General features: G+C 65.2%; 17 protein-coding genes. 8 read left to right on the top strand and 9 right to left on the bottom strand.

All coding sequences use genetic code 11. From position 1 onward, the window contains the following. Window positions 1–3: 3 nt before the first annotated feature. Complete coding sequence (locus LIX00_RS10520; protein WP_227353148.1) at window positions 4–1,104, bottom strand: DUF373 family protein; 1,101 nt, start codon at window positions 1,102–1,104, stop codon at window positions 4–6. A 151-nt stretch (window positions 1,105–1,255) separates the two neighbouring features. On the opposite strand from LIX00_RS10520, the gene LIX00_RS10515 reads away from it, so the two are divergent. From LIX00_RS10515 to LIX00_RS10490, 6 genes are all read left to right on the top strand, one after another. Beyond that, window positions 1,256–2,128 carry an alpha/beta hydrolase gene (locus LIX00_RS10515; RefSeq protein ID WP_227353147.1) on the top strand — a complete coding sequence of 291 codons (873 nt, stop codon included), beginning with the start codon at window positions 1,256–1,258 and terminating at the stop codon, window positions 2,126–2,128. Window positions 2,129–2,176: 48 nt separating this feature from the next. Beyond that, window positions 2,177–3,172: a radical SAM protein gene (locus LIX00_RS10510; RefSeq protein ID WP_227353146.1), complete on the top strand. Its 996-nt coding sequence runs from the start codon at window positions 2,177–2,179 to the stop codon at window positions 3,170–3,172. A 133-nt stretch (window positions 3,173–3,305) separates the two neighbouring features. Further along, the gene (locus LIX00_RS10505) at window positions 3,306–3,743 is read left to right on the top strand and encodes a TRAM domain-containing protein (RefSeq protein WP_227353145.1); all 438 of its coding nucleotides are present in this window, start codon (window positions 3,306–3,308) and stop codon (window positions 3,741–3,743) included. A gap of 64 nt (window positions 3,744–3,807) precedes the next feature. Next, window positions 3,808–4,284 (top strand): Tfx family DNA-binding protein, encoded by a 477-nt coding sequence (locus tag LIX00_RS10500; protein ID WP_227353144.1) that lies wholly within the window; start codon window positions 3,808–3,810, stop codon window positions 4,282–4,284. A 22-nt stretch (window positions 4,285–4,306) separates the two neighbouring features. After that, window positions 4,307–5,092, top strand: coding sequence for an SDR family oxidoreductase (locus LIX00_RS10495; protein WP_227353143.1), 786 nt, complete (start codon window positions 4,307–4,309; stop codon window positions 5,090–5,092). Further along, entirely contained in the window at window positions 5,092–5,763 is a 672-nt protein-coding gene (locus LIX00_RS10490) for a Dph6-related ATP pyrophosphatase (RefSeq protein ID WP_227353142.1), read from the top strand. Before LIX00_RS10495 ends, LIX00_RS10490 begins: the two co-directional genes overlap by 1 nt. Before the next feature lie 22 nt (window positions 5,764–5,785). On the opposite strand, the gene LIX00_RS10485 is transcribed toward LIX00_RS10490, so the two are convergent. The 8 genes from LIX00_RS10485 to LIX00_RS10450 form a co-directional block, all read right to left on the bottom strand. Further along, window positions 5,786–6,049: a hypothetical protein gene (locus LIX00_RS10485; RefSeq protein WP_227353141.1), complete on the bottom strand. Its 264-nt coding sequence runs from the start codon at window positions 6,047–6,049 to the stop codon at window positions 5,786–5,788. 74 nt (window positions 6,050–6,123) lie between these two features. Beyond that, window positions 6,124–7,113 carry a mannose-1-phosphate guanylyltransferase gene (locus LIX00_RS10480; protein WP_227353140.1) on the bottom strand — a complete coding sequence of 330 codons (990 nt, stop codon included), beginning with the start codon at window positions 7,111–7,113 and terminating at the stop codon, window positions 6,124–6,126. Window positions 7,114–7,197: 84 nt separating this feature from the next. Beyond that, the gene (locus LIX00_RS10475; protein ID WP_227353139.1) at window positions 7,198–7,794 is read right to left on the bottom strand and encodes an HdeD family acid-resistance protein; all 597 of its coding nucleotides are present in this window, start codon (window positions 7,792–7,794) and stop codon (window positions 7,198–7,200) included. Between the two features lie 231 nt (window positions 7,795–8,025). Next, window positions 8,026–8,355 (bottom strand): 2Fe-2S iron-sulfur cluster-binding protein, encoded by a 330-nt coding sequence (locus tag LIX00_RS10470; protein ID WP_227353138.1) that lies wholly within the window; start codon window positions 8,353–8,355, stop codon window positions 8,026–8,028. 18 nt (window positions 8,356–8,373) lie between these two features. Then, window positions 8,374–8,661, bottom strand: coding sequence for a hypothetical protein (locus tag LIX00_RS10465; RefSeq protein ID WP_227353137.1), 288 nt, complete (start codon window positions 8,659–8,661; stop codon window positions 8,374–8,376). A gap of 1 nt (window position 8,662) precedes the next feature. Next, complete coding sequence (locus LIX00_RS10460; protein WP_227353136.1) at window positions 8,663–9,724, bottom strand: ferritin family protein; 1,062 nt, start codon at window positions 9,722–9,724, stop codon at window positions 8,663–8,665. An 83-nt stretch (window positions 9,725–9,807) separates the two neighbouring features. Continuing rightward, on the bottom strand, window positions 9,808–10,524 hold the full coding sequence (locus LIX00_RS10455; protein WP_227353135.1) for an SCP2 sterol-binding domain-containing protein: 717 nt from the start codon (window positions 10,522–10,524) through the stop codon (window positions 9,808–9,810). Between the two features lie 138 nt (window positions 10,525–10,662). Continuing rightward, window positions 10,663–10,974 (bottom strand): DUF7091 family protein, encoded by a 312-nt coding sequence (locus tag LIX00_RS10450; protein WP_227353134.1) that lies wholly within the window; start codon window positions 10,972–10,974, stop codon window positions 10,663–10,665. Window positions 10,975–11,188: 214 nt separating this feature from the next. Between LIX00_RS10450 and LIX00_RS10445 the strand changes: the two genes are divergently transcribed. Both LIX00_RS10445 and LIX00_RS10440 read left to right on the top strand, forming a co-directional pair. Continuing rightward, window positions 11,189–12,118, top strand: coding sequence for a replication factor A (locus LIX00_RS10445; protein ID WP_227353133.1), 930 nt, complete (start codon window positions 11,189–11,191; stop codon window positions 12,116–12,118). Between the two features lies 1 nt (window position 12,119). Beyond that, on the top strand, window positions 12,120–12,755 hold the full coding sequence (locus LIX00_RS10440; RefSeq protein WP_227353132.1) for an RPA family protein: 636 nt from the start codon (window positions 12,120–12,122) through the stop codon (window positions 12,753–12,755). The last annotated feature ends 95 nt before the right edge of the window (window positions 12,756–12,850 follow it).

The raw sequence follows: 12,850 nt of genomic DNA, 5'->3' as shown, positions 1-12,850 counted from the left end.
TTCCTAACTCGCCCGCGCCTGTCCCGAACGGGAGTACCGCGACTCGGCGATGGCGAACACCAGCGTACTGGTCAATCCCAGTAGCGTCCCTGCGGTGAGCATCGCCGCGAGGAACTCCAGTTCGACGTAATCGAGGAAGTAGGCGCTCACGGCGCGCAGAACGCCGCCGATGGCGAGTACGTAGAACGGCGCGTTCAGGTAGCGCCACCGGAACTCGTCGGCGAGGTACTCGTCGGTTATCTGGCCGAGGCTGGAGGTGATGCCCGCCGCCGAGAACCACACCACGGCGCCGTATACGAGGGACGCGAGCACCCTGAGCGCGCCGAGTTCGTTACCGCCGTAGTCCGCCCGCACCGTTTCGAGGGTTTCGACGCCGCTGACGCCGCCGATGACGAGCAGGGCGGCGGCGACGACGTAGGTGATGAGCGTCACCCGGCCGGAGTAGAGGCTCGTTCTCGCCGTCTCGGCGACCCGGTCGACCACTCGTTCGAGTCCGAGTCCGCGGAAGAGGACGTACAGGCCGAGGAGCGCGGACGTGCCGCCGAACACTGCTCCGCCGGGCATGCCGAGGCGATCCGCCGCGAGGGCGAGGGGGTAGATGAGCAACAGGATGCCGAGCGGGACGAGAATCGTTCCGCGGGTTTCCGGGTCGTTCAACACCTGTTTGATGGTGTAGTACATCGATTCAAGGTCCTGCGCCTGCCTGACGACGACCCGCCGGACGCCGTCGACGGGAATGCGAGAGCGGATGACGGGGACGACGCTCTCGTCCTGCGCGCCGTCGGTGACGATGACGGTGGTTATCTCCTCGCTCGTGCTGATGCTCGCCAGCACGGTGTCGACCTCCTCGCCGACCTCCCGATTGGCGCTGATGTCGCTGCCCTCGTTCCCGGTGACGACCGCCACCTCGACGCTCTCGTCCGCCCGCATTCGGTCGTAGAGGTGAACGCCCTCGAACATGACGTTCACGTCGCTGTCCTCGGGGTCTGCGGTGGCGAGCGCGACCGCGGCGGCCTCGACTTCGTCTCGGCCGACGACCGGCGTGTCGAAGTCGGTTTTTCGACCGAGGTCGTCGTCCAAGTCGACGCACAGCACCAACAGCATTGGCGGTTGGTACGCGGGGGACGTTTAACTGTTTTCGGGAGCGACGGGGGTAGCTTCGGCGCGCCGAAAATCGTCCGAAAGGGCGGAGACGGTGTTCTCGCGCGACATTAGGCGGTTTATAATAATGCCACCGTGGACGAGTTCTCGACCGATGACTCGAACGCCGACCCGTCGCCGCGTCCTTCGCGCGGCCGGGGTCGCAACGACGACGGCGCTCGCCGGGTGTTCGTTCATCGGTGGCGACGAAACGACCACCGACGCGGGAACGACCGGCGGGCGGACATCGACGAACGGAACGGCCACGACGGACCGGACGACCTCGTCCGGAACGACCGAAACGGAAGCCGGAACGACCGCGACGACCGACGAAACGACCCACGGAACGACCGAAACGACCGAAGAGACGACCGCCGGAACGGCCCCGCCGGAAGGGGGCGGCGACGTCCAGTTCGCCACCGGCGGGGGTGCGACGGTGCAGGGGACGCTCCTCGGCGACGGGTCGTGCGGCGTCGTCTTCGCGCACGACGCCGGGTACAGCCGAAAGGGCTGGCTCCCGCAAGCCCGGAGGCTGGCCGAAAATGGGTACGCCTGTCTCACCATCGACCTGAACCTGAACGACCGGAGCACGACCCCCGACTACGTCCTCGCGGCGAGTCGCTACCTCCGCCGGCGAGTCGGCGCGAAGCGGGTGGTGTTCGTCGGGGCCGGCGCGGGCGCGAACGCGGTCGTGCGCGCGAACGCGCGAGCGAAGCGGGGGACCGTCGACGGGACCCTCGCACTCTCGCCCGGGAGGGCGGTGGACAGCGCGAGCGCGATGCAAGGCTGGAAGCTGTTCGTCGTGAGCAGGGGCGACGACGAGCGGTTCGTCCGGACGACGAAGCGGATGTACGAGAACGCCCCGGGACCCAAGCGCCACAAAATCGTCGGCGGAAGCGCCCACGGCCAACGCGTCTTCGAGACGAATCGGGACGCGATGTGGTCGCTGATGAACGCGCTCCTCGGAACGGTCTGTGGCGACGGGTAGCGCGATTCGCACGCTTTTTGAGGCTCGGCGGGTAAAACGGAACAACGAATGATCTCCAAGGGCTGCGAACAGTGCGCCGAGGGCGGGAAGATGGTGCTCTTCGTCTACGGCTACTGCGACCAGCGCGACTGCTTCTACTGCCCCCTCGGCGAGAACCGGAAGAACGTCACCGACGTGTACGCCAACGAGCGACTCGTCGAGGAGGACGAGGACGTGATTCGGGAGGCGAAGCGGATGGACGCCCTCGGCACGTCCATCACGGGCGGGGAACCGCAGGAGGCGATGAGCAAGACCTGTCGGTACCTCTCGATGCTCAAAGAGGAGTTCGGCGACGACCACCACACGCACCTCTACACCGGCATCACGGGCGGACGGGAGAACATGCGCCGCCTCTCGGAGGCCGGATTGGACGAGATTCGGTTCCACCCGCCCTACGAGCAGTGGGGCGAACTGCACGGCACGGAGTGGGAGGACATCCTCTACGTCGCCCGCGAAGAGGGACTCACCCCCTCCTTCGAGATACCGGGCATCCGCGCCGAGGAGGAGTTCCTCGACTTCCTGGACGAGGGCGCGGCGGAGTTCTGCAACGTCAACGAGTTCGAGATGTCGCAGGGGAACTACCGCCGGATGCAGGAAGCGGGGTACGAGTTGCAGGACGGCCACATGTCCGCGGTCGACGGTTCGAAGGAGGAGATTCTCGACGTGATGGGCGACCACGAGCGCGTCTACTTCTGCACCTCCGTGTTCAAGGACGCCGCCCAGCACCGGAACCGCCTGAAGCGCATGGCCCGCCAGATTCGCCGCGAGTTCGACGACGTGACCGACGACGGCACCCTCGTCTACGGAAAGACGTGGGCCAGCGAGGAGGAGTTCCGCGAACTCGGCGTCCCCGAGGAGTTCTACACGGTCAAGACGAACCACATCGAGGTCGCGTGGTGGCTGTTGGAGGAGATGGTGGAGGAAGGCGACGTGGAGAGGGGCGAAATCGTGGAGCAGTATCCGACCTACGACGGACAGGTCATGGAACGGACCCCGCTCGCCTGAGCGCGGATCGCTCGATATCGGCTCCGCTAACCCGTTTTTCGACCGACGAACCCCCGACGGAGCGAGCGACGAGGCTCCCGACCGCGGAAAGGGTTGCGGAAGTGTTTAGGCGCGTGCCGCAAAACCGTTCACTATGCCGGACTGTCCACTCGCCGACGACTGCCCAAGCTTCGAGGAACGAATCGCAGGAATGGGCTGTCACCACTACGGCGACCGCGGCGGCGCGGAGTGGTGCAACCACTACAACCAACCGATCCGCGAGCTGAAGACCGCACCCGTCAAACTCGGCGAGGAGGTCGTCGTGGAGATCGACGACATCCACGAGAGCGGGTCGGGCGTCGGTCGAACCGAGGACGGCTTCATCGTCCTCGTCGACGGTATCCTCCCCGACGCTCGCGCCAAGGTGAAGATTACGAACGTGAAGGGCAACCACGCGACCGCCGACCCCGTCGAGCGACTCCCGATGGACCCCGAAGACGAAGGGGATGAAGAGCCGGAGACCGCCGGCGGCGACGAGCGAGCGGGCCGCCGCCAGCGCCTCGGAAGTCGTGACAACTTCTGGGGCGGATAGTCCGCCGAGTGGACAGTTCTTTGCGGGGGAGGGGCGTACACCTGGATATGTCGGAGGCAACCAGATGAGCGAAAAACCGGATGCGGACGATATTCTTCACCGGGCGGGCTTCGACGCCGAAACGAGCGTGCTCACCCGGCGGCAAGCGGAGGTGCTGGCGCTCCGCGAGCGAGGCGTGGCGCAGGCCGTCATCGCCGACCGCCTCGGCACCTCGCGCGCGAACGTCTCCAGCATCGAAGCGAGCGCACGCGAGAACGTCAGCAAAGCGCACGAGACGGTGGCGTTCGCGGAAGCTCTCCGCGCGCCGGTTCGAATCGAAGTCGAACCGAGCACCGACCTTTACGACGTTCCCTCGCGGGTCTACGACGCCTGCGACGAAGCCGGGGTGAAGGTGAACCACGCCGCCCCCGAACTGATGAAGCGAATCAGCGACGAGGCCGGCGACGCCGTCGAAGGGCGGGAGGTTCGCAGGTCGCTCCTCATCGGCGTGACGCACGACGGCGAGGTGACGGTTCGGCAACCCGTCCCCGAGGAATTTTAGCGCCTCCCGGTAATACGAAGATATGAACCTCGGACTGGAGGGCAACACGGCACTGGTAACGGCGAGTTCGAGCGGACTCGGTCTGGCGAGCGCGAAGGCGCTGTCCCGGGAAGGGGCGAACGTGGTTATCTGCGCCCGGAGCGAGGACGGACTGGCCGACGCCGAGCGGGAAATCAACGACGTGGGCGAGGGAAGGGTGCTCGCGGTTCCGACGGACATCACCGACCCGGACGAGATCGAGACGCTGGTCGAGGCGACCGTTGACGAGTTCGGCGGTATCGACCACGTCGTCACCTCCGCCGGCGGGCCGCCGAGCGGGCCGTTTCTCGACACGACCGAGCGCGACTGGTACACCGCCTACGACCTGCTGGTGATGAGCGTCGTCTGGCTGACGAAGCGCGCGCACCCGCACCTCGTGGACAGCGACGCGGGCACCATCGTGAACATCACCTCGACGAGCGTCCGCGAGGCCATCGACGGGCTGGTGCTCTCGAACGCGGTTCGCCGGGGCGTCATCGGACTGATGCAGACGCAGGCTCGCGAGTTCGCCCCCGACGTTCGGGTCAACGCGGTATTGCCGGGCGCGCACGAGACGCCGCGGATTCAGGAACTCGTGGAGGCCGCCCTCGAACGCGGCGAGTACGACAGCTACGAGGAGGGACTCGCGGACTGGGCGAACGGCATCCCGATGGAACGCGTCGGCGACCCGATGGAACTCGGCGACGCGGTGGCGTTCCTCTCCAGCGACCGGGCGAGTTTCATCAACGGAGCGGCGCTCCCGGTGGACGGCGGACGGCTGCGAAGCTGATGACGGAACTCGCGGCGGCGGAACCGACGACGGTGCTCTCGTGGAGCGGCGGGAAGGACGCCGCGTTCGCCCTGCGCGAACTGGACGACGTCGCGGAGTTGCTGACGACGGTGTCCGAGAACGGACGGAGCAGCATGCACGGCGTGCGCCGTGAACTGTACGAAGCGCAGGCCGAGAGCGTCGGCCTACCGATTCGGTTCGTGGAACTGCCCGAAGACTGCCCGAACGAGGGGTACGAATCGCGCATGGCGGCCGCGATGGCCGAGTACGAATCGCGGGAAATCGAGCGCGTCGCCTTCGCGGACCTCTTCCTCGAAGACGTTCGGGCCTACCGCGAGGAGCGACTCGCCGGAACGGAAATCGACGGGTGCTGGCCGCTGTGGGGTCGGGACACGGACGAACAGATACGGGCGTTTCTCGACGCGGGCTTTCGCGCGACCGTGGTCGCCGTCGACGGTTCGAAACTCGGCGCGTCGTTCGCCGGCCGCGAACTCGACGAGGCGTTTCTCGCGGACCTCCCGACCGGCGTCGACCCCTGCGGCGAAAACGGCGAGTTTCACACGTTCGTTTGGGACGGCCCCGGGTTCGACTCGCCGGTGTCGTTCGAACTCGGGGAGGCGGTCACGCGCGAGGTCGGCGACGGCGAGTTTCACTACCGCGATCTGCGGTAGACGCGTTCGAGAGTTCGGTTCGTCAGGACTCGATCTTCTCGACGATCTGTTTCGCCTCGTCGCGGGCCTTGTCCTCGCCGACCTGCTTCTTTATCAGAACGCTCTGGACTTCCCAATCGTCGCTGTCTTTCTGTTTGCCGGTTCGAACCTCCGACCCCTCGGAAACGTCCTGCGCCGCGTGCGCAGCCCAATCCGGCGTTCGAATGGTGTCGAACTCGTCGGGGTCGCGGAACCGGACGTGGATGTACTCGTCTTCGGTCTCGACCGATTGGACTGACGGTGTCATAGCGTACGGAGTACGACGCGAAGGCTGAGAAAGGTGATGGCCGGGTGGTGACCAGGCCGGCGGAAAACGACTCGTTAAAACAGGTCGTCGTCGCGTAATCTCGCCACGACCTCGCGCACGCGCTGGGCGTCCGATTTCGGAACGACCAACACGCGGTCGTCGTACGCCGCGACGACCAGGTCGTCCACCCCGACGAGGGTCACGTGCTTGTCGCCCGCGACGACGTTTCCGCCGGCGTCGACGGTCAGGGCGTCGCCGAGGACGACGTTCTTCCCCGAGACGAGTCGTTCGAGCGCGTCCCACGACCCGAGGTCGTCCCACTCGAACCCGGCGGGGACGACGTAGGCTTCGTCGGTTCGCTCCAGTACGGCGTAATCGACGCTCGCCGGTTCGACCGCGTCGAATCCCCGTTCCGGGTCGCCGTCTTCGAGCGCGGTCACGAGGGGCGAGAGCGGGGAGTCGCGCGCCTCCCGCAGAAACGCGTCCGGCGTCCACGCGAACAGGCCGGCGTTCCAGTAGAAACCGTCGTCGACGAATCGCTCCGCGGTCTCCGCGTCGGGTTTTTCACGGAACCGAGACACGCCGAAATAGCCGCCGTAGTCGGCTCCGGGTTCGATGTAGCCGTACCCCGTCGCGGGGCGGGTCGGTTCGACGCCGACTGTGACGACCCCCTCCGTTTCGACTGCAACCGAGGCGGCGCAGCGGGCGGTGGTCTCGAAGTCCCCCGCGACGTGGTGGTCGCTCGGCAGGCAGAGTACCGCGCAGTCGCCGACCAGTTCGCGGATTCGATGGACGGCGTAGACGAGCGCCGGGCCGGTGTCCTTCGGCTCGGGTTCGACCAACAGTCCGGCCTCGGGCGCGTGTTCGCGGACGAGGTCGACGTGGGCCGCCGCGGTGCAGACGAAGGTCTCGTCGGCGAAGCCCGCTCGCTCGACGGTCCGGGCGAGAAGCGATTCGTCCCCGAGGAGCGGAAGGAACTGCTTCGGTCGATCGCTCCGACTCGCGGGGTAGAGGCGCGTTCCGGTTCCGCCGGCCATCACGAGCGCGACGAGTGGACGGTGCATGTGTTCGGCGAGGACGCGCGGCGTCTAAAATCGCCCTATCGAGGGACGAAGACGGCGTCCGAAAAAAAAAACGAATCGGTCGGTTTACGCTCCGCGAGGTTCCGTCGGCGCGGCTTCTTCGCGGGTTTTGGTTCCGCTCCCCCGGGCCATGAACATCATCGACACGCCGGTGACGAGCAGGTTCACCCCGAAGAGGAGGCCGATCGCCCACAGCGCGCTGCTCGGGAATCCGGCCCAGATGAGACCGGCGATCACCAGTCCGAGGACGCCGCTCACGATGAGCGACGAGGCACCCCTCTCGCCGCGAAGTCGGTAGCCCATGATGATTTCGAGGACGCCGTCCGCCAGCAGGAACGCCACGAGGATGATGGTCAACGTGGTCAGTCCGACGACGGGGTTCGCCATCAGCACGATACCGGCAACCGCGTAGACGGCCGCGAGCAGCCCCTGCACGACGAATCGCTTCCATCCGCCCGAGAAGGCGTGTGCGACGTGTACCAGAGCGCCGACGACCAGCAGCGCCCCGAGCAGTATCGACAGCGAGATTCCGGTTACGAACGGGAACAGAACCGCGAGGATACCCAGCACGGCGATGAGAGCTCCCGCCCCCATCATGGTTCGCCGGGACTCTCCGGCAGTGCTCGATACAACCTCGGTACCGCGTTCTACTTTAGTGCTCATCGTAATTTCACCGTCTATACGTAGGCTCGGAGACCCCATAAATAATGTTAGCTATTTGAAAGACATTCCAAGAGTCAGACCCGTATTCGGAGATTCAAAGCCGTAGAGAGCCTGTAACGGCAAAAACTAGATCGAGCACCAATGACAACTAGATGAAACGGGTCCGAATCCAACGGTCATTTTTACCGATTATTTATATTACTACCGAGAAAAGAATCGGACGCTCTACGGTCAGAAGATGTCCATATCGAGGCCGAGCATCTCGTCTCGTACCGACTCGCCGGCTCGAATCTCGCAGTCCTCGCGGGGATAGGAGACGCACAACAGCGCGTAACCGTCGTCCTTCTGGCCGGGTTCCAAAGCCGTACCCTCGCTCTGGTCGACCCCCCCTTCGCGGAGTTCGCCGGCGCAGGTCGTGCAGTTCCCGCTCCGGCAGGAGTAGGGGAGTTCCATCCCGGCGTCGAGCGCGGCGTCGAGGAGATACTCGTCTTCGGCGACGGTGACGGTCGTCGTCCGGTCGGTTTCCTCGTAGTCGATGGTGACCTCGTGTTCTCGAGACATTGGCGGTCGCGTTCGCTTTTATATCCGCTGCCGCATCTTGTACATCTTGAGCGCTTCGAGTCGAGGGTCGCCGGTGGACTCCGTATCGTCGTTGAGACCGGCACCGCTGACCATCTCGTTGAAGGAGGTGGTCAACTCCTCCTCGCCGAACGACGAGTCGATGATGTAGGCGACGTTCTCCCGAACCTCCTCTTCGCTCTGTCCGAGTTCCTCGGCGGCGTCGGCGATGGCTTCGTCGACTTCCTCCTCGCTCGCGGTGAACTCGGCCCCGCGAGCGAACTCGCGGAGTTCGAGGTCGCGTCCCATCTCAATCACCCCCCGCGCCGTCGGCGGCGACGCCTCGTCTGCGGTCGTAGTGCGCTTCCTGCTGTTCGACGATTTCCCGAAGATTCCACCCCTGTATCTCCTCGTAGCGGTCGCTGACGCGATTGATCATCCGGAGGTAGTCGACGTCGAGTCCGAGCGACTCGTTGTACATCCCGTCGATGAGGTGCCCGCCGCGCAACAGAACGTCGTCGATGTCGACGCCGAGGGGATCTTCCATCGCCTCGGTGAACATGTACGCGAAATCGGCCATGTACGGGGCGTCGTGGTGGAGCATGTCGACGATGCCCTGTTTGACGCCCTGGAACTCCGGTTCGCCCCGCTCTTCCTTCTCGATGAGTTCTTTCAACAGGGTGACGCCGTGGGTGATGTGGCGACCCTCGTCGGTGCTGACGAACTTGAACCCGTGGTTCAGCAGGGGGAGATAGGCCGCCTCCGAGATTCGGTTGATGGCGAACCCGCCGACGCGCGCGAGGATACCTTCGACGTTGAGGTGGTAGACGGTCGCCGCCTTGGCGATATCGACCGGGTCCAGGGTCTGGGCGGCCTTCGCGGTTTGGAGGCCCTGGTTCTCGAACACCTCGCCAAGGCCGGTCGCTTGGACGATAGGGATGCGAGTTCCGCGCCTCGGGTCGAGTTCGGCGTAGTTGTCGCGGTCGTCCATCACCTCCCGCATGTAGATGTCGATGAACTGGGTGTGTTTGTGCTCGGTGAGCGTGAGCATCGTCATGTACATCTCCTTTTCTTCGTTCTCGTCGAGACACGGGGCGCTCATTATCCGACTCAGGTTGGTGGCCGCGTCCCCGGCGACCTCGCGCTCGCCGTCGAGGAAACCGGAGAGGAGGTATCGAACCTGATCGCGCTCGTCCTGCGCCATCGACTCCCACTGCTCGCGGTCCGCCTCGAGACCGACCTCTTCGAACAGTTTCTCGACGTTCCACGTTCCGAGTTCGACCCCCTTCTGGAACAGTCGATACCACTTGCTCGACGTGTCGACGCGCTGTCCTTCGTACGCCGCTCGAGCACCTCCTGCTTGCATTGGCATACCATAGCAAACGAATGGGAACGAAAAGACGGTTCCTCTCCGCATAGGAGGTGGTTTTTACCGCGGTCAGCGCCCTCGACCGGCTACGAGTCCGCGACGAAGAGGGAGGCGGACTCGATTCGGCTGGCGACGACGCCCATCTCGTCGGCGGCGTCGGCGTAGTTCATGACCGTGGTGACCGACCCGTCGAGGTCGAGATGCTCGCCGAGAACAGCTCCCATGACGTCCGCGCCTTCGGTGAGATTCTTCCACTCGGGGTAATCCCCGCGGAGGACGAAGCCGACGTCGCGCTCGTCGCCCGGTTCGAGCACTTCGGCTTCGCGGCAGTTCCCGTCGCGGAGGTCGAGGTAGACGCGAACGGTTCCGTCCTCGACGTAGCGTTCGAGTTGGTCGAGCAAGTTCGCGAGGTCGCCGGGGAACTCTTCGCGGAGGGGCGGCCGGACGGCGTCGGGCAGTTCGACGATGGGCGTCGCAAACAGCGCGCCGAGGAGTCGCTCTCGGTCGTCGTCTCCGTCGTCCCCGTAGTCGGTGCGTTCGCGCAGCGTCTCCGGGGCGTCTTCGACGAGCGCCGTGGCGCGTTCCTCGGGGAGGTTCGAGAGGTTCTCGCCGAGCCCCTCGGAGAGTTCGTCGGGGAACTCCCCGAGGGTCGTCTCCTCGACGGGGAGGCGTCGAATTTCGAAGACGAAGCGACCGTCGAACTCGACGCCCCACCCCTCGCTCTCCCGCCGGTACCGGTCGCTTCCGTTCAGGTTCGTTCGGTAGGCCGCGAGCCACTCCTCGGACGGAAACCAGTTCGTCATACCCCGTCCTTCGACACACGTTCCCAAGACGATTCTCGGGGTGATGGACGGTCTTTTATCGGGCGGTCGACTCCGGCGCGCTCGAACCGGTACGCCCGAATCTCCGTCGCCGTCGGTTTCGTCACGCTCGCCCGTCGGTCACCACGTCTCTACCGTTCTCTCGCGGATATCTTCCGCGCAGCCCTCGCAGTCGGGATGGCCGGGGTCGAAGCAGGCCGGTCGTCCCTCCGCGTCGAGGGTCACCGCCCGGCGCTCGGCGTACCGGCGGCAGACGATCTTGGCCCTCCCTCGTTCGTCCTGCGGCAGGTCCGCGAGCGCGGCGTCGCGGGCGTTCCTGTAGGCGTCTCTCGCCTCGTCCATCTGGCGATTCGCCGACTCGCGGGCCTCGGCGTACTTCTTCCCCGCTTCCCGAAGTTTGATTCGCAGGAAGCGTTCGAGGCGGTCGTCCATACCCCCGTTAGGCGGCGGGGGAACGAAAGGTTTCCCCATCCGGAGCGGCGCTCCGCGGGCGAGATGTCCGCTTTCGGAGTTCCCCGAATCGGCCGCGAGGCGCTTCGACGGCTCCACTTTCACTTTCACTCCGCACGCGCACGTAACCTTTTATACCATCGCGCACCAACCTCGATACGTCTCCCACTGAAACCAAAGCGGAGACGGAGCAACCATGACCGATGTGCGACAGCACGCAGAAGAGATACACGAACAGTTCTCCGACCATCTCGACGTAACCGTAGACGACGTAGCCTCGCGTCTAGACAGCCTCGTCAACGAGTACAAGGTACCGGTGGAAGAGGCGCGACGAAGCGTCACCAGCCACTACTTGGACCAGGCGGGCCTCGAGCGCGACGACATCCACTCCGGCGGCACGAGCGACGTGCAGGTCGCGGACATCGAAACCGACGAGCAGTGGGTGAACCTCACCGCCAAGGTCGTCGACCTCTGGGAACCGCGCAGCGACTCCATCGGGCAAGTCGGCCTGCTCGGCGACGAGAGCGGTACCATCAAGTTCACGAAGTGGGCCAAATCCGACCTCCCCGAACTGGAGGAGGGCGCGGTCTACCGACTCGGTAACGTCGTCACCGACGAGTACCAGGGTCGCTACTCGGTGAAACTCAACCGCACGACGACCATCGAGGAACTCGACACCGACATCGAAGTCGGCGACAACGAGAGCGAGGTAGAGGGCGCGCTGGTGGACATCCAGTCCGGGAGCGGCCTCATCAAGCGATGCCCGCACGAGGACTGCACGCGCGTCCTCCAGAACGGGCGCTGTTCCGAACACGGCGAGGTGGACGGCGAGTTCGACCTCCGAATCAAGGGCGTCGTGGACGACGGAGTCGACGTCCACGAGGTCATCTTCAACAAGGAAGCGACCGAGGAACTGACCGGCATCGAACTGGAGGAAGCCAAGCAGATGGCGATGGACGCGCTCGACACGACGGTCGTGGCGGACGAGATGCGCGACATGACGCTCGGACACTACTACCGCGTGTCGGGGCCGACCATGGGCCGATACCTGCTGGCGAACGACGTCGAACTGCTCAGCGGGCCGGTGGACGTCGAAGCGGCGCTCATCAAAGCGAGGTCGATGTAACATGAGTGGAGCACCAACACGAGAAGTCGCACGCCGCACCTTCGCGGCCGAGTTCAACGACGCGAGTTACACCTTCAAAGAATCGGAGGACGAGCGCGCACCGGTCTACCTGCTCCTCCCCACGGGCGAGCGGGCGAACCGCGTGTTCGTCGTCGGAACCCTCACCGAGAAAGAGGACGTCGGCGACGACAGCGAGTACTGGCGCGGTCGGGTCGTCGACCCGAACGGAGACACCTTCTTCGTCTACGCGGGCCAGTACCAGCCGGACGCGGCGGCGATGCTCCGCGAGTTGGAGCCGCCCGCCTACGTCGCCATCGCCGGAAAACCCCGGACGTTCGAGATGGACGACGGAACCGTGAACGTCTCCCTCCGCCCAGAATCCATCACCGTGGTGGACGAATCGACCCGCGACCGCTGGGTGGTCGAAACCGCCGAGCGGACGCTCGAACGCATCGAGGCGTTCGACGACGATTCGAACCGCTACGCCGCAATGGCGAAAGAGGAGTACGACGCGGACGTCGAGTCGTACCGAGACAGCGCCATCCGGGCGCTCGAAAGCCTCGACACGAGCGAGACGGGCGGTACGGACGAATCGAACGGCGAACCGAACGACGGAGCCGAACCGACGGTACAGTAGCGAACACCGCTTTCGGGGGGTGACGCGTTTGCGCGGAGAGAGTCGAAGAGAGCACCGTCTATCGAACGAACCGGCGGACTACGAGAGCCGGACGA

The organism is Haladaptatus salinisoli (assembly GCF_020614375.1).
Lineage (GTDB): Archaea > Halobacteriota > Halobacteria > Halobacteriales > Haladaptataceae > Haladaptatus > Haladaptatus salinisoli.
This window is presented reverse-complemented; position numbering and strand designations above follow the sequence as displayed.

Coding starts and splice junctions, on each gene's coding strand:
- LIX00_RS10445 (WP_227353133.1), top strand. CDS start 11,189: ATGACCGATGTGCGACAGCACGCAGAAGAGATACACGAACAGTTCTCC.
- LIX00_RS10490 (WP_227353142.1), top strand. CDS start 5,092: ATGACGGAACTCGCGGCGGCGGAACCGACGACGGTGCTCTCGTGGAGC.
- LIX00_RS10520 (WP_227353148.1), bottom strand. CDS start 1,104: ATGCTGTTGGTGCTGTGCGTCGACTTGGACGACGACCTCGGTCGAAAA.
- LIX00_RS10480 (WP_227353140.1), bottom strand. CDS start 7,113: ATGCACCGTCCACTCGTCGCGCTCGTGATGGCCGGCGGAACCGGAACG.
- LIX00_RS10465 (WP_227353137.1), bottom strand. CDS start 8,661: ATGGGACGCGACCTCGAACTCCGCGAGTTCGCTCGCGGGGCCGAGTTC.
- LIX00_RS10475 (WP_227353139.1), bottom strand. CDS start 7,794: ATGAGCACTAAAGTAGAACGCGGTACCGAGGTTGTATCGAGCACTGCC.
- LIX00_RS10440 (WP_227353132.1), top strand. CDS start 12,120: ATGAGTGGAGCACCAACACGAGAAGTCGCACGCCGCACCTTCGCGGCC.
- LIX00_RS10515 (WP_227353147.1), top strand. CDS start 1,256: ATGACTCGAACGCCGACCCGTCGCCGCGTCCTTCGCGCGGCCGGGGTC.
- LIX00_RS10485 (WP_227353141.1), bottom strand. CDS start 6,049: ATGACACCGTCAGTCCAATCGGTCGAGACCGAAGACGAGTACATCCAC.
- LIX00_RS10510 (WP_227353146.1), top strand. CDS start 2,177: ATGATCTCCAAGGGCTGCGAACAGTGCGCCGAGGGCGGGAAGATGGTG.
- LIX00_RS10500 (WP_227353144.1), top strand. CDS start 3,808: ATGAGCGAAAAACCGGATGCGGACGATATTCTTCACCGGGCGGGCTTC.
- LIX00_RS10495 (WP_227353143.1), top strand. CDS start 4,307: ATGAACCTCGGACTGGAGGGCAACACGGCACTGGTAACGGCGAGTTCG.
- LIX00_RS10470 (WP_227353138.1), bottom strand. CDS start 8,355: ATGTCTCGAGAACACGAGGTCACCATCGACTACGAGGAAACCGACCGG.
- LIX00_RS10460 (WP_227353136.1), bottom strand. CDS start 9,724: ATGCCAATGCAAGCAGGAGGTGCTCGAGCGGCGTACGAAGGACAGCGC.
- LIX00_RS10450 (WP_227353134.1), bottom strand. CDS start 10,974: ATGGACGACCGCCTCGAACGCTTCCTGCGAATCAAACTTCGGGAAGCG.
- LIX00_RS10455 (WP_227353135.1), bottom strand. CDS start 10,524: ATGACGAACTGGTTTCCGTCCGAGGAGTGGCTCGCGGCCTACCGAACG.
- LIX00_RS10505 (WP_227353145.1), top strand. CDS start 3,306: ATGCCGGACTGTCCACTCGCCGACGACTGCCCAAGCTTCGAGGAACGA.